General features: G+C 47.2%; 15 protein-coding genes. 1 reads left to right on the top strand and 14 read right to left on the bottom strand.

What is annotated here, in order from left to right; all coding sequences use genetic code 11:
* Positions 1–143 precede the first annotated feature (143 nt).
* The 4 genes from DWX00_RS00350 to DWX00_RS00335 all read right to left on the bottom strand — a co-directional run bounded on the left by DWX00_RS00350 (position 144) and on the right by DWX00_RS00335 (position 5,564).
* The gene (locus DWX00_RS00350) at positions 144–737 is read right to left on the bottom strand and encodes a glycoside hydrolase family 1 protein (RefSeq protein ID WP_330416875.1); all 594 of its coding nucleotides are present in this window, start codon (positions 735–737) and stop codon (positions 144–146) included.
* Between the two features lie 27 nt (positions 738–764).
* Positions 765–1,811 (bottom strand): electron transporter RnfD, encoded by a 1,047-nt coding sequence (locus tag DWX00_RS00345; protein ID WP_118594433.1) that lies wholly within the window; start codon positions 1,809–1,811, stop codon positions 765–767.
* A gap of 174 nt (positions 1,812–1,985) precedes the next feature.
* Positions 1,986–2,399, bottom strand: coding sequence for an SGNH/GDSL hydrolase family protein (locus tag DWX00_RS00340; protein WP_147342480.1), 414 nt, complete (start codon positions 2,397–2,399; stop codon positions 1,986–1,988).
* Positions 2,400–2,456: 57 nt separating this feature from the next.
* On the bottom strand, positions 2,457–5,564 hold the full coding sequence (locus DWX00_RS00335; protein WP_158578719.1) for a glycoside hydrolase family 2 TIM barrel-domain containing protein: 3,108 nt from the start codon (positions 5,562–5,564) through the stop codon (positions 2,457–2,459).
* Between the two features lie 226 nt (positions 5,565–5,790).
* Between DWX00_RS00335 and DWX00_RS00330 the strand changes: the two genes are divergently transcribed.
* A complete protein-coding gene (locus tag DWX00_RS00330) occupies positions 5,791–6,660 on the top strand; it encodes a helix-turn-helix domain-containing protein (protein ID WP_158578717.1) in 870 nt (289 codons plus the stop codon).
* Here the strand turns inward: DWX00_RS00330 and DWX00_RS00325 are convergent.
* The 10 genes from DWX00_RS00325 to pflB form a co-directional block, all read right to left on the bottom strand.
* A complete protein-coding gene (locus DWX00_RS00325) occupies positions 6,646–7,182 on the bottom strand; it encodes a nitroreductase family protein (RefSeq protein WP_117508939.1) in 537 nt (178 codons plus the stop codon). The genes DWX00_RS00330 and DWX00_RS00325 overlap by 15 nt on opposite strands.
* A gap of 20 nt (positions 7,183–7,202) precedes the next feature.
* A complete protein-coding gene (locus tag DWX00_RS00320) occupies positions 7,203–7,739 on the bottom strand; it encodes a DUF3877 family protein (RefSeq protein ID WP_158576323.1) in 537 nt (178 codons plus the stop codon).
* Between the two features lie 220 nt (positions 7,740–7,959).
* The gene (locus DWX00_RS00310; RefSeq protein WP_158578715.1) at positions 7,960–12,783 is read right to left on the bottom strand and encodes a penicillin-binding Tp47 domain C-containing protein; all 4,824 of its coding nucleotides are present in this window, start codon (positions 12,781–12,783) and stop codon (positions 7,960–7,962) included.
* Positions 12,784–13,065: 282 nt separating this feature from the next.
* Entirely contained in the window at positions 13,066–13,590 is a 525-nt protein-coding gene (locus tag DWX00_RS00305; RefSeq protein WP_055266099.1) for a Gx transporter family protein, read from the bottom strand.
* Positions 13,591–13,620: 30 nt separating this feature from the next.
* Positions 13,621–14,004, bottom strand: coding sequence for a NusG domain II-containing protein (locus DWX00_RS00300; protein ID WP_117804978.1), 384 nt, complete (start codon positions 14,002–14,004; stop codon positions 13,621–13,623).
* A 20-nt stretch (positions 14,005–14,024) separates the two neighbouring features.
* Positions 14,025–14,897, bottom strand: coding sequence for a 4Fe-4S binding protein (locus DWX00_RS00295; RefSeq protein WP_118594429.1), 873 nt, complete (start codon positions 14,895–14,897; stop codon positions 14,025–14,027).
* 1 nt (position 14,898) lies between these two features.
* Entirely contained in the window at positions 14,899–15,387 is a 489-nt protein-coding gene (locus tag DWX00_RS00290; RefSeq protein WP_055228158.1) for an FMN-binding protein, read from the bottom strand.
* Positions 15,388–15,399: 12 nt separating this feature from the next.
* On the bottom strand, positions 15,400–17,439 hold the full coding sequence (locus tag DWX00_RS00285) for an FMN-binding protein (RefSeq protein WP_117761495.1): 2,040 nt from the start codon (positions 17,437–17,439) through the stop codon (positions 15,400–15,402).
* Positions 17,440–17,441: 2 nt separating this feature from the next.
* Positions 17,442–18,605 carry an FAD:protein FMN transferase gene (locus DWX00_RS00280; RefSeq protein ID WP_117804979.1) on the bottom strand — a complete coding sequence of 388 codons (1,164 nt, stop codon included), beginning with the start codon at positions 18,603–18,605 and terminating at the stop codon, positions 17,442–17,444.
* 246 nt (positions 18,606–18,851) lie between these two features.
* Positions 18,852–21,104 (bottom strand): formate C-acetyltransferase, encoded by a 2,253-nt coding sequence (pflB, locus tag DWX00_RS00275; RefSeq protein ID WP_117508947.1) that lies wholly within the window; start codon positions 21,102–21,104, stop codon positions 18,852–18,854.
* Positions 21,105–21,209 lie beyond the last annotated feature (105 nt).

Raw genomic sequence — 21,209 nt, 5'->3', positions numbered from 1 at the left:
TTTCGTATAGGATAGTGAACGGAATTACACCCGATCCGGTGAAATTCCTTTGACACCTTTACCCTACACCACTCCTTATAAATTGTCAAGTATTTATTATTAACGCTACTAAATAAACCCCAAAAGGGATCTTTTATTTCCATTTATAATTCTGCTCCGTTTGTTTCTATCACGTGTTTATACCAGAATGCGGAATCTTTCATAATTCTCTCCTGATTTCTGTAGTCCACATATACGAGTCCAAATCGATCTGAGTAACCTTTGGCCCATTCAAAATTATCCATCAAAGACCACTGGAAATATCCTCTGATATCCGCTTCCTCTGCTGCTTTTCTCAGTTCTCGCAAATATCTTGCAAGAAAATCAATTCTGTTTGGATCATGCACTTTTCCATCTAATGAGATCACATCATGGCAGGATAATCCGTTCTCTGTGATGTAAATTGGCTTATGATATCTTTCATATAAAAACTTCGGTCCCCACTGCAGACATTCCGGTGTTACCGGCCATTGGATCGCAGTTTTAGGAAATCCTTCATATCGGCAAACCTCCTGTGGCTTTCCGTCTTCCCCCATACGGACGCATCTTCCATTATAAATATTCTGTCCATAGATATCGATCGGTTCTGAGATCAGACGCATATCTTCTTCTGTGATTTTCGGAAGATATTTTTCATAACGCACCAATCCCTCATCCGGATAATGTCCTAATAAAACCGGATCAGACCACCAGGATATCTTCCTCTTATTACTCTACTATTCTAATTATTTCCATTCCTCGATTCCCAGATTCTCTATATAATCAGCAAGTTCTCTCGCCATCTCATAGGTTTCTGGAATTCTGAGATGTCCTGGAGTCGCTGCTCCGTTTCTTTTAAAGATACAATGGGAAATCTTACGGTCTCCCATAGAAACCACTACATCGTCAATTGCTTTGTCCCAAGAACTGTCATGCTCAAGCAATGTCGTACAGCAGATGACCGATGCCTTCGGATATACCTGACGCAGTTTTTTTAAAAATTCTGTATAGTGTTCTCTCCAAAGAATTGCTTTCTCACACATATAGTCTTCTGACATGTAATCAAACGGATGATTATCATTCTGGCCAATTGCCACGACAACAACCTGCGGTGTATACTGATTAAAATCCCATTCTGTCAGTTCACCAAATGTTTTATTGAAGCGGATTTTATTCCAGGCACTTTCCATTCCAATCTGATCCGGCTCATGGAACCAGCCTTGTCCATCCAGCAATGCAATTCCGCCCTGTGCGATATCATGGATCTGTGCATTCAGCATACGTGCTGTCATCCATGCATAGGAATACCAGCTGTTAGAATAACCTCCCTGATGTTCAGGGTCCGTCTTTCCTGTATAATCCACTGCTTCTGTCACTTCTCCTGCTGATACAGAATCTCCGTAAACTTCAATTTTTCTTGTCTGTGCATCCGGAAGTTCCAATAATTTTGCTCCGTCTTCAATTTCAAATCCAAGGATGTGCATCTCATGGCAGGAATCCTGACGTTTAAAGAAAAGAACATGATGTTCTCCGTTTTCATTCTCAGGAACACGAATCTCTATTTCATTCTCTTTCTCGTTATCCAGATAATAACACGACTGCACTCCATCTAAAATACATCCAAGATAATTCTGCCAGTATTCATTTTTGTTTCTCAGGAAAATTTTCAAATATTTTCCTGTAAATTTAAATTCCACAGATGTACATGGATAAACCCAGATTGGTTCTTTTGGATTCGCCCAGTCAATCCTTCCGCTATAACGTATTTTTTTATTATCAGGATTAATTCTCATCTTATCTCCTCCATATTTTACAGTAAACTTGCTGCACCGATCATTCCAGCTTCATTTCCAAGTGCTGCTGTCTCAATCTCCAGAAACCTCTCCTTCAAAAATCTTATGCAATAATTAATGACATCAGATAAAATGGAGTTGTATCCGTTACCTCTTCCGGAAGAATTGTTATATCTACCGTATGAATTTTCTTTTCTCCACTGCACTGCAGGAAGCAGTCACCTCAAAATGAATAGAATCCCCGGCTTTTTTCCCGATCCATCCATTTTTAAAATGATCAAGATGTCCTGTTTTCTCTTCCATATCTGCATGAAATCCGCAAAGTTTTGGTGAAATTTCACGGATTGTCAGGCGTTTTGCATTCTCGTATGCATTCTCCGTCATTGCCTTCGGAAAAACAGGTTCTTTTTCCTCAACTTCTAATTCTGCTTTCACGCTTTCAAGGAATTTTTCAATTTCTTCTGCAACAAGTTTGTGTCCTTTATCATTTGGATGAAGTCCATCTGGTGTAAGTTCTTCCCTTATATATTCACCAGCCTTCATTCGCTGATAAATCGTATCTCTTGCTTCAACCTTTGCAGCATTCACGAGAAATCTGTAATTTGTTCCGTAAGAATCCAATAGGCAGTTGGCCGATTTTTTCTTTTATGCGAAATGGAAACGGAACGTATAGCTGTATCTTCCCTTGCATACACGATATTCCGGGTGAATATTTTTCGTCCAGCCGGTATCTCCGCCAAGGCCTGCGTGTGCTGCATCCAGGATCAGCCAGGTTCCTGTCGTATGCTCCGGAAGTTCTTCCTCATATGCGGCTTTTCGATATTCTGCCATAGAATATGGAAGCGCACTGAAATGGAAATCATCACTGCCTACAATCTGAACAGTATGTGTTCCATCTGAAAGAACGGCAAATCGCGTATCCTCATGGCCACCGCATTCGCAAGGTACTACAAACGGAACGTGCTGTTCTGCTACAGAAGATGTGTAAAATCCGGTAAAAGCTGCGTCCTTTCGGTCTGCATACGTCTCCCAGGGTCCTTTTCCATACCAGCTGAGCGTATCAAACGCTGCAGGAAGGCAGAACGACTGTCCGACTCTTGCGATGGTCTCAAGGCCGCTGTTGTTTGTTACTTCGTTTTTCAGCTCCATTCCCTCACTGCCGATGCGATACAGAGTATGAGCGGTAAAGAGTACTGCGTTGTCCGGCTCCGCGGTATAGGAAGCCTGCACTTCAAGAAGCACCTGATTTCCGGCACTGACAGCCGATACTGACTGTACTTTCTTTTTCAGACGATCCAGACCTTCCGCGCGCCAGATATCATCGTAATCACTTTCATGGGTTCCCTCATCAATACCGGTTGGGGCACGATAAAATTCATCTTTTCCGCCGGTCATAAAAGAAACGCTCTTTGCCTGATATCTGGTAAATTCACCTGTCTTTTTATCAAAGATAATTTCGGTCTCTTCGCCGGTGATGCGAACATGATTTTCATCCTCCGCTACGGTCAGTGGTTTCTCCACAATCGTTTTCTCGTCTGCCAGATAAACACCTGTAGTAACCGGAATCTGACGGCGGTATAGTTCTGTTCCCGCCGGTGCATAGAAGGTATCTTGGGCAAGCTCAACGTAATAATTTACATACGCCTCGCCATGCAGTTTCGCCGGAAGCTCCGGAAGCGGAAGCGTCTCTGTTGTTCCGGCTGCCGTGTAAAATGCCGGATAGCTGCCTTTTGCAAGCGTTTCGCCGTTCTGCACAATTTCATAGCGCACCTGCAGATGAGAAAGATCGAGGGTATGGTAGCGGTTTGCCAGCACCCATATAGTTTCGCCGGTATATGGATTTTTCACCTGCTCAATCGTAACCGGGGACTGGCCGTTTCTCACCTCATAGGCGCCCGGTTTATAGGAAAGATCGGCAAAGACAACACCATTCAGACACATATCCGGAACCGGATCGGTCACATCCTCTCCGAACGCTCCGCCGTAGCCGTATTTGATATTTCCGTCCTCCTCGTGGATCGCAATCGCCTTGTCCGCGAAATCCCAGATAAAGCCGCCCTGGAAACGCGGGTATTTATTGACATAGTCCCAAAACTCCTTGAAATTTCCGTTGCTGTTACTCTTTGCATAAGCGTATTCACACATAATGAACGGGCGGAGATCGGAATCGTCTGCCATCACATCCTCAAGCCAGCTCATCGTCGGATACATTGGGCAGATAACGTCGGAAATATTACTCTTTGGGTTGCCGGACTCATACTGAACGTATCTTGTCTTGTCGTATTCGCGGATCCAGCCGTGCATCGCGGCATGATTCGCCCCGGCACCGGATTCATTTCCAAGGGACCACAAGACGATGGAAGGATGGTTTTTATCACGCAGTACCATACGGGTTGCACGCTCCAGATAAGCGGCTGTCCACTCAGCGGATGCACTGAGCTGTCCGCCGTAACCGTGCGTCTCAAGATTTGTCTCATCGACAAGGTAAATGCCAAGCTCGTCACACAGATCATACCATTTCACCGCGTTCGGATAATGGCTGGTGCGGACGGCGTTGAAATTGAGACGTTTCATTACAGCAATTTCTTTTCGCATCTGCTCCTCAGAAACGGTACGTCCCGTCTCGGCGCAAAAATCGTGGCGGTCTACGCCGCGGATCACAAGGCGCTTGCCGTTCAGGGTCAGAACGCCGCGGCCGTTGATCTCCACCTGGCGGAAGCCGACCTTGCAGCTCTCGATATCAACCGTCTCATTCTCTTTGTTCTGCAGCTCGACAACGAGGGTGTAAAGTGTCGGAGTCTCTGCAGTCCAGAGTGCCGGGTTCTCTACCGGAGCAGTAACGGTTGCGATAAATTTCGGCATCAGATAGAAGCCGCACTCAGCAAACGGTCTCGAAGCCATCTCGGTTACTTTGTTCTGTTCTGCATCATACAGCGTCACTTTGGCATGATACTCGCCGTACAACGGTTTGGAGTTGTCCGGCCAGATCGTGACAGAGAGAGTAGCTTTCGTGTAATCCGGGTGTGTGAACAGTGTCTCTGCCTTATAGTCCAGGATGTGCTGCACCGGTTTCGATACGAGGCGGACATCGCGGTAGATACCGGACAGATGCCAGTAATCCTGATCTTCCAGGTAAGTACCGTCACAGTAGCGCATCACCTGTACGGCGAGGGTGTTCGTTCCCTCCTGCACATATTCGGTGATGTCAAATTCCGCGTTCACTTTGCTGTCCTGGGAATACCCCACCTGTTTTCCGTTGACCCAGAGATAGAAGCAGGACTCCACACCGCCGAAATCGATGAGAAGCTGTCTGCCAATATAGTCTGTTGGAACCTCAAAGGTTCTGAAATAGCAGCCAGTCAGATTTTTCTCCGGTACGTACGGCGCATTCAGCTCGTAGGTGCCTTCGGTAATCTCGATCTCAAATGCTTCGCCGTTTGCCTCCCGTTTGAACGGATACAGCATATTGGTGTAAACCGGCTTTCCATATCCCTGCAGTTCCCAGTTGGACGGCACCGGAATCGCATCCCATGCTGCGTGATCGAAATTCTCTTCATAAAATGCTTCCACCGCTTCCGGTGACGGATACATTTTGAATTTCCAGTCTCCGTTCAGATCCATTACAAAGCGGGACGCGTTCCGATTTCCGGCGAGCGCCTGCTCTACCGTCTCATACGCACCGTATGGCGTATGCATCGGATAACGATTTTTCTGCGTTATATACTGATTTTCCCAGTCTCTTGTCTGTCTCATGTTCTTGAAACCCTCCTTGCCTTTGCTTTCGCATTTTCCGACTGTCTCTCTTCTTTTTATCCAGATTGGTGTTCCTTTTTTGCTTTCCTGTGATATAATACATCTGTGGATTTTCAGAAGATTCATGCAGTTATCTTATGATTCAGTATAAAACACTGCACGTGGATGAGAAATAGTTGATCTGGTGTTTCTTTTATCCAAAATGGGAAAGCAAAGGAGAAGTCGTATGATACCGGAATATCTGCTTGCAAAAATAGAAAAGAGCGATGTTATCTATCGCTGTATTGGAAATGAAATGAAGAACGGGATTCTGGCGTGCGGTTTTATGCGGAAAGAGACGGCGGACCGCTCGCAGTATCATTTTTCGAACGAGTATTACAGCTGTTTCGTGCTGCTGCGCGGGAGCGGGGAATATATTGCCGAGGACGGCACCTCCTATCCGCTGCAGGCGGGAAGTATGGTCCAGCGTCTGCCGGGTGTGCCGCATTCCACACGCGTAGACCCCGATGGGAAATGGCTGGAATTTTTTATCTCGATTGGGAAACCGTTTTTTGATTCTTTCTGCTCGCTTTCGGTTCTGAACCGGGAGCCGGTGCTAAAGGCAGAGCTGCTTCCCGGCGATCTCGAGCGGTATCAGAAGCTTCTGCAGTCGTTAAAGGCCACACCGGACAGTCTGCTGCCTTTGCGGATTCCGGAGATGGAAAAAGAGATTCTGCGAATGTACGGCTACCATGCGCACCGGGTGAATCTGCAGCGGGATCCGATCGAGGCCGCCTGCGATATGCTCTCGCAGAATCTTGATGAAGAAATTTCTCTCGAAGAGCTTGCCCGGTCACTCCAGATCGGTTATGAGACGTTTCGAAAAGTATTTAAAAAACAGACCGGCGTCTCTCCTGCACGGTACCGCACTAGGAAGAAAATGGAGCAGGCCTGTATTCTTCTCGAGGGCGGCGTACCGATGAAGGAAATTGCCGGTCTTGTCGGATATGGCGATGTCTATGCGTTCAGCAAGCAGTTTTCCCGGTTCTTTGGATTCCCACCTGGAAAGTACCGCGCACGTCTTCACACGGATGCGCCGGATTTAGAACAGTTTTAAGATATCGTCCACGGTTTTACGTTTCGGCTTGTCCGGGTTGATGGCACGGTAGCCGACAGCAATGACAGCACCAAGGAGCTCATTCTCCGGAATGGAGAGGGCTTCACGGATAGCTTTCTCATCACGGATTCCCATAATCAGAGTATCAAGGCCGAGTTCTCTTGCGCGCAGGATCAGGTTTTCGTCATGCAGGCCAAGATCGTAATAGCCCCAGCCGTTTCCGACTTCATTGTCCGGTGTTCCGTCCTGCGTGAAGCCGGAGCGGTCTTTTACGAATGCTGTTACGACAAGTGCGGCTCCCTTTGAACTCTTCTGATTGAATTCTGGAAGGCATTTTGCGGAAAATTCTTCGACTTTCTCCGGTGTTACAAGGGCATAGTACCGTGTTGTCTGTGAGTTTTTCCAGGATGGTGCCTGAATCGCTGCCTGTACGATCTCCTGGATCTGCTCTGCGGTTACGTGTTTCTCCGGATCAAACGCGCGGATGCTTCTTCTTTCTTCCAGCAGTTTTGTAAATTCCATGGTGTATATCCTCCTTTTATTTATAAAGCCTCGTAATCTTCCCGTGAAAAACGGTGATACGTCAGGCCGAATTCATTTTCTTCGACACAGTAACAGTATTCATCTACAGACGGGTCTGAAAAAGAAAATACATGGCCCATCTCATGCTCCTCGGATGCGTTTTCTTCCACGGTAGTATGCATTTTCTCTGCATAGGAAGAAAAGCAGTTTCGAACCTGTTCCATTGTGTTTCCAGGCGTTGTGATCACCTGCAGAAGGTTCTGCAGGAGCTCCGGAACAGGGATTTCCCGCTCAATATAAGAGCATCCCTCCTCCGGGATTTCCACACAGTAGCGGTCTTTGACTGCCGAAATAGCGAGCATTCCAAGGCGCGGCTGTACGTTCTTACAGAACGCGGAAAGCGCTTTAGCCAGGTCTTCTGTTTCGTCTAAAGAGAGGGAACGGCGCAGGGACTCCGCCGGGTAGTAGAGCTTCATCGTACCGCCCTCATAGCCGATCTTCACCTGCCATTCCCGAATTGTATCGGTAATATGTTTTTCCAACAGTTTTGCTGTCATGTTTTCTAAGTCACCTCCATTATGCTGCATGTGCAAAAAACACAGTATTATTATCGCACGAATTGGGCATTGTGTGAACACTTAATTTTTTGTTTTTTACAAAAAGAAAAGAATCACTTTTTTACTCCTCGAAACGGCAGAAACCTCCGCCAGAAAAGCTGGAACAGAGGTTTCTGTGATTTCTTATGTCAGAAGAATTTCTCAGTTATTTCGTTCTGAATTACTCTTCGTCTTCGTTTTTCTTTCTGCCGCGGAGTTTGAATCCAAGTCCGCCGGCACCAAGAGATGCAACTGCCATGCTTACCCATCCCCAGATGTTGGTAGCATCACCGGTCTTTGCATTATCGCTCTTCTTGGAAGTAGAAGTATTGGATACTTTATTACTTGCAAGCGGAGTAGATGTTGCTTTCGGGGTGCTTGTCGGGGTCTTCGTCGGCTGCGTCGTAGGTATTGTGGTAGGAGCAGTCGTCGGGGTTGTGGTTGGTGCTGTTGTAGGTGTAACCGTCGGAGTCTCAGTTGGGGTAACCGTCGGAGTCTCGGTCGGGGTTACGGTTGGGGTCTCTGTAGGAGTAGGAGTCGGCTCTTCTGCTGATTTCTTCCAGGTGAAGCTAAGATCCTGATATCCCAGTGAAGAAACTGTAATTTCAAAGGAATCGCCCTCTGCGAACGGTGCTGCATCTGTCTTTAAGGAACCATCCTCATTGAACAGTACAACAGCTCCTCTTCCGCTTGCTGCATATGCTTTTCCATTTACAGTAACAGAGGTAATGTTCTTCAGATAATCTGCAAACTCTTCATCTGTTGCATCCCCGTTCTTAAACAGACCCGGTGTTGTCGTATCTTCGTTAAATGCTGCCGGCATCTCTTCCGTGTAAAGGATAAAGTCTGCGGAAAGATCTGCATATTTACCATTCTTATCGCTGACAGTCAATGTATAAGAACCTTTCTCTGCATTCTTGAAGTACAGAGTATCACCGGACACGGTTCCCGTCAGACCTTCTACTGTATAGACAGCATCGTAATCATCCGGCAGGCCTTCCAGTTTAACAGAAGCATTTCCAGATGTGACAGACGCATTTTCTACAGAAAATTCATATGCAAACTTAACCGGTACATATACATCTGCGTCGACTTCGTAAATTCCCTTGCTGGTGTAATAGGTAATTTTGTTGATGGTCTGTCCCATCATGCTCTTGTAATGTTCCGAGGAGGTCGGGCAGTTATGAACGCTTGTCGTAAATCCAGTGCTCCATGCCAGCTCAGACACTCTCCAGATATTCTCCAGATGACGCATTCCGTAATCGTTGCCCTCTTTTGTGCTGACAACAACACCATATACGGTATCTTCGCCTGCTTTGATGGTATCAGTAAGACCATCCAGATCCAGCTGATAATCACCGTATTTGCTGTTAGTGGAGAGCTCTGCCGTTACATTTTCCAGCTTTGCTGCCTCGGTTCCCTGAACAGCACCAAAGGTTACATTGCCGTCTGCATCTACAGATGCTTCTTTGTAATAAGACGGAACCTCATGTAAAGTGTAATATGCATAGCTTGCATTCTCATACAGTGCATCTTTTCCGGTATACGTTGTGGTGGATGTTTGTCCACGGTTGGTAACGGTGATTTCTACAGAATCCTCATCTGTCACTTTCGTGTATTTGCTCAGATCCATATCCTCTGTTACTTTTACTGGGAAGGTGATACCTGTAATATCGCTTCCGTCTGCATTCACATGGTAAGATCCGCCGGAAAGTGAGGCTGTTCTTGTTTTGTTCTTGGTTGCGGAAGTAAATGCATCTACTGGAATATCGTTATGAACCTCTGCCTGATAGAACTCAGCATACGGAATGTTCATTAATACATACTGGGACTGAAGTGCTTCGATTGCTGCATTCAGATGCTCTGTTGCTTCGTCTACGGTTCCCTGGCTCTGTTTTTTCTCCAATGCTTCTTTTGCTTCTGCCAGTTCTGTCTGCATATTATTCCAGGAAGTTTCCGTGTAAAGATCTTTATTCAGTGCATCTGCCTTTGCAATTGCCTCTTCCAGTGCTGCTGTGCTCTCTACCGGATCAGCTCCTACAATGTTCGCTTTGGTTGCTTCAAAAGTGTAGGAAGCATCTGCATAGCCAAGTGCATGAATCGTAATCTTCCAATAACCGGTTCCATCCGTTCCCTCCGGTAAAGTGCAGCGCAGGGAATCGGTAAGGCCAAGCTGGATTCCCATTACTTTATGCATCCAGTTATCTGCTGCGAATTTTGTTCCATACGTTGCTTTTGCATTCGTATAAGTGGAATCATCACCGTAATAAGTCCAGGTTACGGTCTGCAGATTAGCAGCCAGATCGCCGTAATCTCCCGTTAAATCTACGCGAAGGAATTCTCCATAAGAACCATTGGCTTCTTTCACGGTCAGTCCTACGGTCTCAGCATCCGGAGCTGTCTTCAGCGCCTGATCTTTGATTCCGGATTCACTTCCTGTTGTTCCTGCCGAGAAGGAGAAGCTTCCATCTACATTTTTCACTGCTATCTTCAGACCGTTTGTGTTTTCTGTTACATCTGCAACCAGGCCTGTATAGCTCTGCAGTTTATTTTCAGAAAATCCACCGGAAAGTGTTCCGCCGTTTTCTACCACAACATACTTTTTGCAGAAATTTTCGTAATCATCTTCCGAAACTTTTACAGGCACATATTTCAGGCCTTTTACTTCATAATGATCAATCTGGCTTTTGTCGTAAGTTACGGTCTCGCCGTTGGTCAGAACTGCCGTGGTTGCTGCGGTATAATATGCCACATCATAGGTTGTGCCATCTTTCATGTAGATAGTCGCTGCGCACTGGAAGCTTCCTCTGTGCAGTCCATGGTTTGTGGTCGCACGGGTTACAACATCAAAAGCGCCTTTATCACTTTCTTTGCGACTGTCAGTTTCATCCGAACCAGCGTCGCTTCCTGCCGCCTGAACTCCTTCTGCTGCCCAATACTCAGCCCAGGTAAGACCTGCATATACATATTTATATGTTGTTTCTTTCTTCTCATAAGTAAAGGAAAGCGTCTTGTAACCTGTTGCAGTTACTTCGATTTCAAATTTATTTCCTTCTGCAAAAGCGGCAGCTGTCAGATCAAGCGTACCGTCTTCTTTGATCAGAATTATTTTCCGTTTTCCAGTTGCTGCATATTCTTTTCCATTTACTTTTACCGAAGTGATGTTCTTGATATAATCAGCAAAGTCATCTTCTGATGCATTCTCTGCTTTTACAAGCGCCGGAGCACTTCCTTTTTCGTTGTAAGCAGCCGGCATTGCATCTGTATACAGAGTAAAGCTCTGTGTCAGATCTGCATAAACACCTTTTTTATCATGAATCGTCAGAGTATACATTCCTTTTTTCGCATTTGCGGAATAAGAAATGGTATTTCCGTCTACTGCAAATCCATCCAGACCATCTACGGAATATTCTGCATCATAATCAGCCGGAAGTCCGGTTACGGTCATCGTTGTCTTTCCAGTGGAAAGAGAAGCGTCTTCTACGGATACACTTGCCTCAAATTTTGTTGGAACAAAAATATCATTCACCGGAATCGTGTAGATTCCTTTGCTGGTATAATAAGTAACCTTATTGATATGCTGTCCCATCATGCTCTTGTAATGTGCAGAAGAAGTCGGGCATCCATGCACCTGTGTTGTAAATCCAGTTGACCATGCCAGCTCTGTTCCGCGCCAGATATTTTCCACATGACGCATACCATAGTCATTGCCTTCTTTTGTGCTGACAATAACACCATAGATCTGATCGGTTCCAACATCAATCGTGTTCTCCAGTCCGTCGAGATCCAGCTGATAATCTCCATATCTTGATTCAGTCATAAATTCCGGAGATACATTGGTCAGTTCAATTGCAGTTCCAACTGTTTTTCCAAAAGAAAGAGAGCCATCTGCATTTACCGTTGCTTCTTTGTAGTAAGAAGGTGCTTCGCTTAATACATAATATGCATAGTCTGAGTTTTCAAATAAGGCGTCTTTTCCAGTGTATGTCTGTGTAGATGTCTGACCACGGTTTGTTACTGTAATACTTACAGAGTCAGAATCTGTTACTTTCTTAAATTTGGAAAGATCCACTCCTGTTACTTTAACCGGGAAGGTAATTCCATTGATTGCACTTCCATCTGCATTGGTATGATAAGAACCACCGGCAAGAGTGGCTGTTCTTGTTTTGCTCTTCGTTGCGGAAGAAAATACATCCACTGGAACAGAGTTGTTTACATCTGCAGCATAAAATTCATCATACGGAATGTTCATCAGAACGTAAGCCACCTGCTCAGTTGGAGTCTCGGTCGGGGTCGCCGTTGGGGTTGCGGTTGGCGTTGCTGTCGGGGTCGCCGTCGGAGTCGGTGCTTTAACAAGGCCTTTTACTGCAGTATTCAGCGCATCTTTCGCGGTATCAACAGCGCTCTGGGATTCTTTTGCAGAAAGAGCAGATTTTGCTGCGGTAAGAGCAGTCTGGACAGCTTTCCAGGAGTCTGCGGTGTAGTCAGCTTCCTTTAATGCTTCGGCATCTGCGATTGCTTTTTCAAGTGCTGTGGTGTCTACTGCTTCTGGAGTCGGGGTTGCTTTTTGGGTTGCTGCAAGAGCCGCGGTTTTTACTGCATTCGAAGTTCTGGTTGCACCCGATACAATATCCCATCCTTCAATGTTTTCAATCGTTGCATCTTTTCCAAGAAGTTTCGTTTTGAATCCTTTGCTGTTTGTAGCTGCTTTTTTAAAATATGTAGCATTTTCTGTATTGTATCCAGAACCAGGTGTTACTGCAATATCAGAAAACTTACCGTCTGCAACTGTGATTTTGACATTAACGTCATATTCATCCCATGCATTCTCATCCTCATCGTCTTCTGCAGTTCTGGTAACATGAGCCGTAGACTCATAAGTGCCATCTGCCAGCACGCCACTTGTAGCATCCGCCAGTGCGGTTCCCGGGAGCAGGCTCATGGTCATGGAAGCTGCCATTACGGCTGCTAATGATTTTTTCTGAAGTTCTTTTCTTTTGATCATAACTTCCTCCTTTTTCCTTTTCCACAGTTTTGCAGGAAAAACAGGGGCAAAACTGTCCTTCATTATTATATTAGTTTTCACTAATCAATAATTGTTTTAACTAACCGTAGATTATTCTACTAATTTTTGATCGTTTTGTCTAACTCTTAACTGATTATTTTTTCTCAAAAGAGGCACAGATTCTGCTTATTGAGTATTTTTACTATTTAATGATCCGATACTGTGAAGTTTGTGGGATGATTTTCGTTCCCACACAGAAAAAATTCCGTAGATATGGAGTTTTCACCGCGAAGAACTCTTTCGTCCATCGCGTTTTACCGCAGAAAGAATGCGGTCCGAAAGGATTCCGATCAGCATTCCGGTGATGACTCCGGCCACGAGAAGCGCCGGCAGATAATAGAACAGTTTGCGGTTCTGCACCACGAGAGCCGCCACGCAGATCTGCGCGACATTGTGCGTCACGCCTCCTGCAATACTTACGCCGGTGATACTAAAGCCCTTGATGTGTTTCAGCAGAAGCATCACAAGAAAGCTCAAAAGCCCGCCGGCAAGGCTGTAAAGGATGGACATTCCATTTCCGAACAGATACCCCATCAGAAGAATGCGGGCGACGGAAATCATCAGGACTTCCCCTGCCGGAAGGAAAAAGAGGCCGACGACTACAACCAGATTGGCAATGCCGAGTTTGATTCCAGGAACACCGAGGTTGATCGGGATCAGTACCTCCACATAACTGAAGATCATGGCAAGTGCCATCAGCATGGCGCATAAGGCAATTTTTCTGCTTGCAGTGCGGCTGTCTCTCATAAATTCCAATTCCTTTCTTCTAAGCTGGTATTATTTTACAATCACATCCGGCGCATCGTCGGCGTCGTCCGTTGTGGATCCGTCACTTTCTACCTCCGCAACCAGCTTATGCGGCAGGCACACGATCGTCTCATTTACCTGGGAAATCGTACCCTGTCTTTTGCAGTAGCCGTCCGGGCAGTCAGCTTCTTCCATATGGGCACTTCCGTTTTCGATCACCAGGACATTCGTTCCGTGACCCGTCTGAATTTTCACGGTCTGATTTTCTGCGAGTGAATACGTTCCGTAGACCTCGCCGTCCACCGTGACTTTCATGGTATTTCCATTTTCCGTTTTCGGCAGCCGAAGTGCCAGGGCAAGGATTCCAGCCAAGAGCAGAACGGCGCCTGCCAGAATCAGATCTTTTTTCTTCATATAGTTTTCCTTATTCTGAATCAGATGCCAGCCCATAACAGCAGTGTCAGCAGGAATACAGCACGGAACAGCGTAAAGAGGATTTCATTTCCGTGAAATTCCTTTACCCCGCAGCGGATATTACCTTTCGGACACGTATCAATACATTTCTGGCACTGGAAACAGTCGCCGGAGATCTCCACGTATCCATCGGATGGCAGTTCCACCGCTGACGGGCACTGTCTCGTGCAGGCGCTGCAGCCGCGGATGCAGTTTTCGCGTTTCCGGTGCAGAGTAAAGAACGGCAGGATCGGAAGCAGAGAAAAGACAGCTCCCATTGGGCACAGGAAACGGCAGAAAAAGCGCTCCTCAAAGAACATGCCGACCAGGATCAGCACCAGAAGAACAATGCCTGGAATATAAGAGGAAAGTCGGAAATTTCCCGCATGCAGCATGGAAAAGACATCCCACGGGCTTGTTCCTCTTGCTTTCTGATAAACTCCTGCAAAGCAGCAAAGAGCAATCAGAAGCAGAATGCCGTATTTGACCAGCGCCAGTTTTTTTGCCAGCTCCGGTTTGATGCATCTGGGATTCTTTTTACGTTTCTTACAGATTATACCATAAATTGCGTGCATTGCATCCCCCAGACTTCCAAAAGCGCATGCAAAACCGCAGAAAAATCTGCCGAAAACAATCGTAAATGCACAGACAAGAAGCAGAGCCGACACAAACGCGGTCATCTCAATTTTTTCACCCTGTCCAAGCTGCGTAAAAATGTATTTCACTCCGTTAAATGCAGCGGTAAATACTGACGGAAGAAACAGGAAATATAAAAGCTGGATTCCGGCACGCAGGCAGGAAACGATCTGTTTTCTCTTCTTTGCCGGTAATGTGGATAGATCTAAATTTTTCATGTTATTTCTCCGCCTTTTCTATTGCTTCCTGCGCCGCATTTCTGATACCGGTGGAGCTGAATGTTGCTCCGCTGATCGTATCAACATCGGCGGACTGTGCCTCAATAATCTTTGGAATGATCGCCTCCGCGTTTGACAGATACGCACTGTCCTCGCCGTCGGCGGATGTGATGGCAAGATCGGTAATCTGGCCGCCCTCTACGGTTACTTCAACTGCAATGGTGCCGCCGAAGCCGTCAGCTTCACCGTCATACGTACCGTCCACGTACTGCCCTTCTGCTTCTGCTGCTTCACTTGCGGCCGTATCCGCCGTGTTGGATGCAGCTGCTGCGGCCTGCAGATTTTCCTTCTGAAGCTGGGTCGTCTCAAGCTCTGCCGAGAGCCGCGCGATCTGATCCTCTTTGTCTCTTTTATCGAGTACGGTATTGTAGCCGATCAGAACAGCAGCAATGACAGCGACATTCAAAAAACGAACAATCAATTGTCTCATCTGTTTTCCCCTTTATTGCGTTACTTTCGCAGCATCCAGCGCATTCCGGCATGCCTCAAGAATGGCTTTTGAGGAGCAGGTTGCACGGGAAACGGTGTCGATGTTTTCAAGCGTTCCGGTTTCCAGAATCTGAGCGGAAACGCCTTTGATTTTGGAGGTTCCTTCGGATGCGCGGCGGATGTAGGAGGCATTCTGACTGTCTCCGTCACCGGTGATGTTGCTTAACGCTACGATTTTATCGTTTTCAATTGTTACCGTCACAGAAAGCTGATAAGCGGTAAAATCTTCATCTTCATCCGGCTCGCAGACGGCAATCGCTGTGTATTCGCCGTCCTGATAGATCTTTTGTTCCGGAGTTTCCGTCGGGGTTGGTGTTGGCGTCTCAGTTGGCTCCGGGATTTCGGTCGGGGTTGGTGTTTCCGTCGGTGTCGGGGTTGGATTTTTCTTTTCCTCAGTTACGCGTTCTGCCTCTTTTAAAGCTTCCTCGATTGCCGCAAGAATTCCCCTGGAGCTGTAGGTTGCGCCGGAAACGGTGTCAACTTCCAGTGTCTGGTTTTTCACAACGTCCTTTGCTGTCTGTTTTGCGCGTTTTAAGAATGCTTCGTCATCTTCACTCTCGGTCACGAGAATTGCCTTGATCGTCTCATCCTGAATGACAACTGCCGTTGTAATGTCTCCCAGATAGCCCTCGCCGGTTCCGTAGTAAATGCCTTCCTCGTATGGGAATTTTCCTTCCGGAATCGTTGTGGTTCCGCCGCTGCTCGTTCCGTTATCCGGAACGGTCTCGCCGTTTGTTGCCTTCTTCGCATTTTCCAGCGCCTGTTTTACTGCGTTCTGGATGCCGCGGGAGCTGTACGTTGCGCCGGATACGAGATCCACATCGGTTTTCTGTCCGTCTACGATGCGGTCCGCTACGACTTTGGCACGGTTGAAGAATGTCTCGTCATCTTCGTTTTCCAGAATCAGTACCGCTTTGATCGTCTGATCCTGCAGGGCTACCGCCACTTTGATGTCTCCCTGGAAACCGGCGGCCGTGCCGTAATAAATTCCGTCCTGATAAGGGAAACTTCCCTTGGATGCAGACGAATTGTTATTGTTCTGATTATTATTCTGGCTGTTGTTTCCGTTGTTTGTATTGCTCTGGCTTCCTCCGTTTGTACTGGAAGACCCGTTCACTGCCGCCTGACTTAAGGCACTCCGCACAGCTTCAATAATACCGCGGGAGCTGTATGTCGCGCCGGAGACCGTATCCACATTCGTACTCTGTGTTGAGATAATCGTCGAAATCAGAGAGGAAGCACTGGAAAGGTAGCTTGGCGTATCGCTGTTTTCCACAATATCAATCGAAGCAATTTTTCCGCCGCTGACAACAACGCAGACTTTCATTGTGCCGCCAAATCCTGTTCCGGTTCCGTAATACGTTCCATCCCGGTAGGCAGCCGGTTCTTCGATTTTAGATACTGTAACGGTTCCGCCGGCAGAGGCTCCGCCGCCTGCCGCTCCTGATGCGGATGCCGGTTCTGAAGTGTCCTCCTGACCGGTCAGTGCATTTTTCACGGCTGCAAGGATACCTTTTGAACTGAAAGTTGCACCGGAAACCGTGTCCACATCCACACTCTGGGATGCGATGATACGGTCGATAACTCCCTTCGCACGGTTCAGGAAAGCTGCGTCCTCGCCGGGAGCGCTTACAATCGAGATCGACTGAATCGTTTTGTCTTTCAATACGACAGAGACTGTAATCGTACCGCCAAAACCTGTTCCGCTTCCTTCGTACGTTCCGTCCGCCAGCTCAAAGCTGCCGGAACCGACGGCTGCGACAAGTTCTGCTTCGGTATCGGTTGTCTTTTTGGTATCGTCCTTCTTTTTTGTATCATCTTTCTTTTCCGCTGCATCGGTATCCTGTTCCGGCTCCGGTGTCACCAGTGCCTCCGGCTGCTCTACGGCGTAAACCGGTGCAGTGTAGCCGTTCAGCGAAATACCGGCACAGGCTGCTACGATAACTGCCGCGAGAGCCGGTGCAAATGCTGTCAGTTTTTTCCATTTTCCCATGGTTATGTATCACCGTCTTTCCTGATAATGTTTGTCTCGTGATCGGATGTGAAATCGTCAGCAATTCCTTCGGTTACATACAGAACGCCGTCCGCATCCTCCAGAATGGTGTCAAATTCATCGCTGTGTGCACGCCAGTATTCGGCCGCCTTGTCCTTCCCCATGATGAAAAGAGAAGTAGAAAGGCCATCCGCCAGTGTTCCGTCAGCACTTACGATCGTCACCGACACCAGACCGTTATTTGCCGGATGACCGGTCGATGGATCGATGATGTGATGATATTTCATGCCGTCCTGTTCGAAATACCGCTCATAGCCGCCAGAAGTAATAACCGCCCGGTTGGCCGTCGAGAGAATGCCGAGATAATCATCCTCTGCCTCCGGACTCTGCACGGCAACGCGCCATTTACTGCCGTCCGTTTTCGTGCCGACAACCTGAACGTTTCCGCCGAGGTTGATGAGCCCGCTCGTCACACCGCATTCCCGGTAAATATCGGCGATTCTGCCGGAGGTATAGCCCTTTGCGATTCCGCCGAAGTCAATTTTCATGCCGTCCTTGGCAAAGCTGATGGATGCGCTGTCCTTGTCGTATAGGATATCATTGGCATCGGTCAGCGGAAGGAGGCTTTCGATCGTCTCATCCGAAGGAATCGTATAATTTCCGGTTGTAAAACCCCAGGCGTCCATGATCGGATAAATTGCGATGTCGAAAACGCCGTTTGTGCTGTCATACAGATCCAGCGAGCGTTCCAGCAGATAGGTGGTATCCTCCGATAAGGTTCCGCCGCCGTTTGCATTGATCTGCGCTACTTCACTCGTCTTCTCTCCGGTCGACAGAAGTGCATCCAGCCGCTCAATCTCCTGCTGCGCCTGATCCACCGCCGTTTCTGCATTCGGACCATAGGCAGTGACCGTCATGTACGTATCCATCGCAAAAATATCTCGGCTGCTCGATGCATCTGCGGCATCGGAAGAAGCTGTGGATGATGCGGATTTCTGCGTGGAATTCTCTTCCGAAGCGTCAGAACTGCTCGAAGACTCCGAAACAGACGCCGGCTGTGTCTGACTTTCACTGCTCTCCGGCTGCGCTGCTGTCCCCGCACCGGAACATCCGCCGACCGTCATCACCATGGCAAGACAAAATGCTGCAACAATTTTCTTTTTCATAAATAAAACTCCATTTTTTCTTATGTTAGGAAATCCTAACTTTGGTATTATAACATTAACTCGTAACTTACGCTATGAATTACTTGATAAAAGTTTTTCAATTAGCGTTCTGCATCTGATAAATTTTCTCATTTTATGTACTCTAAATCAAGTGGATTTTACTGGAATTCAAGCAGCGATATACAAAAAGCCCCCACAGCCGCATTGCTGCGGCCGCGGGGGCTTTAGAAATAACATTTTCAGAAATTACATATGATCGTGGCAGGTACGTGCAATTACGTCCATCTGCTGCTCTTTTGTCAGGTCGATGAATTTAACTGCATAGCCGGATACACGGATTGTGAAGTTTGCATACTCCGGTTTCTCCGGGTGCTCCATTGCGTCGATCAGTTTTTCGGTTCCGAATACGTTTACGTTCAGGTGATGTGCACCCTGCTCGAAGTATCCGTCCAGAACGTGTACCAGGTTCTCGGTACGCTCTTCGTCGTTGTGGCCAAGTGCGCCCGGGTTGATGGTCTGGGTGTTGGAGATTCCGTCCAGAGCGTCCTCATACGGCAGTTTTGCTACAGAGTTCAGGGAAGCAAGAAGTCCGCTCTTCTCTGCGCCGTAAGACGGGTTAGCTCCCGGAGACAGAGGCTCACCGGCTTTTCTTCCGTCCGGCAGAGAACCAGTTGCTTTACCATATACAACGTTGGAAGTAATGGTAAGGATAGAGGTAGTCGGCTCAGAATCACGATAGGTATGGCAGTATTTCAGTTTGTCCATGAAGGTACGAAGCAGCCATACAGCGATCTCGTCTGCTCTGTCATCGTCGTTGCCGTATCTTGGGAAGTCGCCGGTTGTCTCGAAGTCAACAGCCATTCCTTCTTCGTCACGGATAACTTTAACTTTAGCGTATTTGATTGCGCTTAAGGAGTCTACTACGTGAGAGAATCCTGCGATACCGGTTGCAAAGGTACGTCTTACATCGGTGTCGATCAGAGCCATCTCTGCTGCCTCATAGTAGTATTTGTCATGCATGTAGTGGATCATGTTCAGAGTTCCAACGTACAGATGAGCCAGCCAGTCCATCATAACGTCGTATTTCTTCATAACCTCATCATAGTCCAGATACTCAGCAGTGATCGGCTGATATTCCGGAGCAACCTGCTGTTTTGTCTTCTCGTCTTTACCGCCGTTGATCGCGTACAGAAGGCATTTTGCAAGGTTTGCACGAGCGCCGAAGAACTGTATCTCCTTACCGGTCTCGGTAGCAGATACACAGCAGCAGATGGAGTAATCATCGCCCCATACCGGACGCATTACATCATCGTTCTCATACTGGATGGAGCTTGTCTGTACAGAAATATGAGCTGCATATTTCTTGAAAGCTTCCGGAAGATTCTCAGAGTACAGAACAGTAAGGTTCGGCTCTGGGGACGGTCCCATGTTTTCCAGTGTATGCAGGAAACGGAAATCGTTCTTTGTAACGATAGAACGTCCGTCGATTCCCATACCGGCAACTTCCAGAGTAGCCCATACCGGGTCACCGGAGAACAGCTGATTGTAAGACGGAATTCTTGCGAATTTAACCATACGGAATTTCATTACCAGATGGTCGATCAGCTCCTGAGCCTCTTTCTCGGTCAGGATTCCTTTTTCGATATCTCTTTCGATGTAGATGTCAAGGAAAGTAGATACACGGCCAACGCTCATTGCAGCACCGTTCTGAGTTTTGATAGCTGCAAGGTATCCGAAGTACAGCCACTGAACAGCTTCTCTTGCGTTCTTAGCCGGCTCGGAAATGTCATAGCCATAGGACTGTGCCATAACTTTCATATCCTGCAGTGCTCTGACCTGGTCAGCGATCTCTTCTCTTAACTGGAAGTCACCACGACGCATTCCCTGACGATTTGTTGCAGCGAAGTCTGCTTTTTTGCGCTCGATCAGGTAATCAATACCGTACAGAGCAACACGACGGTAGTCGCCTACGATACGGCCACGGCCATAGGTATCCGGCAGACCGGTCAGGATTTTATTATGACGGGCTTTCATCATCTCTGGTGTGTAGATGTCGAATACACCCTGGTTATGTGTTTTGTGATATTTAGTGAAAATTTCATGAAGCTTCTCACTTGGTTTGTAGCCGTAAGTCTCGCAGGACTGCTCAGCCATTTTAATTCCACCATACGGCATAAATGCACGTTTCAGCGGTTTGTCTGTCTGAAGACCAACTACCTGCTCCAGATCTTTCATGCTGTCATCGATATATGCTGCGCCGTAAGCTGTGATTCCGCTTACAACGTCTGTCTCCATATCCAGAACGCCGCCTTTTGCACGCTCTTCTTTCTGGAGTTCCTGTAATTTGCCCCACAGACGGTCTGTAGCCTCTGTTGGTCCCTCCAGGAATTTCTCATCTCCGTCATATGGAGTATAGTTGTTCTGAATAAAGTCACGTACGTCGATGCCTTCTTTCCAGAGTCTTCCGGTAAAGCCATCCCACTGTTCAAATTCTCTCATTTGCTTTGTTCCTTTCTGGTGTTATTTTGTTTCGTCACGCTCCGGCATCTTCTTTGCACCGGGCATGAACACCTCCGCATGCATAATATAACAAATCTCTGCTTT

Origin of the sequence: Blautia sp. AF17-9LB (assembly GCF_003479185.1) — a bacterium.
Taxonomy (GTDB): Bacteria; Bacillota; Clostridia; order Lachnospirales; family Lachnospiraceae; genus Fusicatenibacter; species Fusicatenibacter saccharivorans.
Note: the sequence above shows the minus strand (reverse complement) of the source record. Positions and strands in the feature narration are given on the sequence as shown.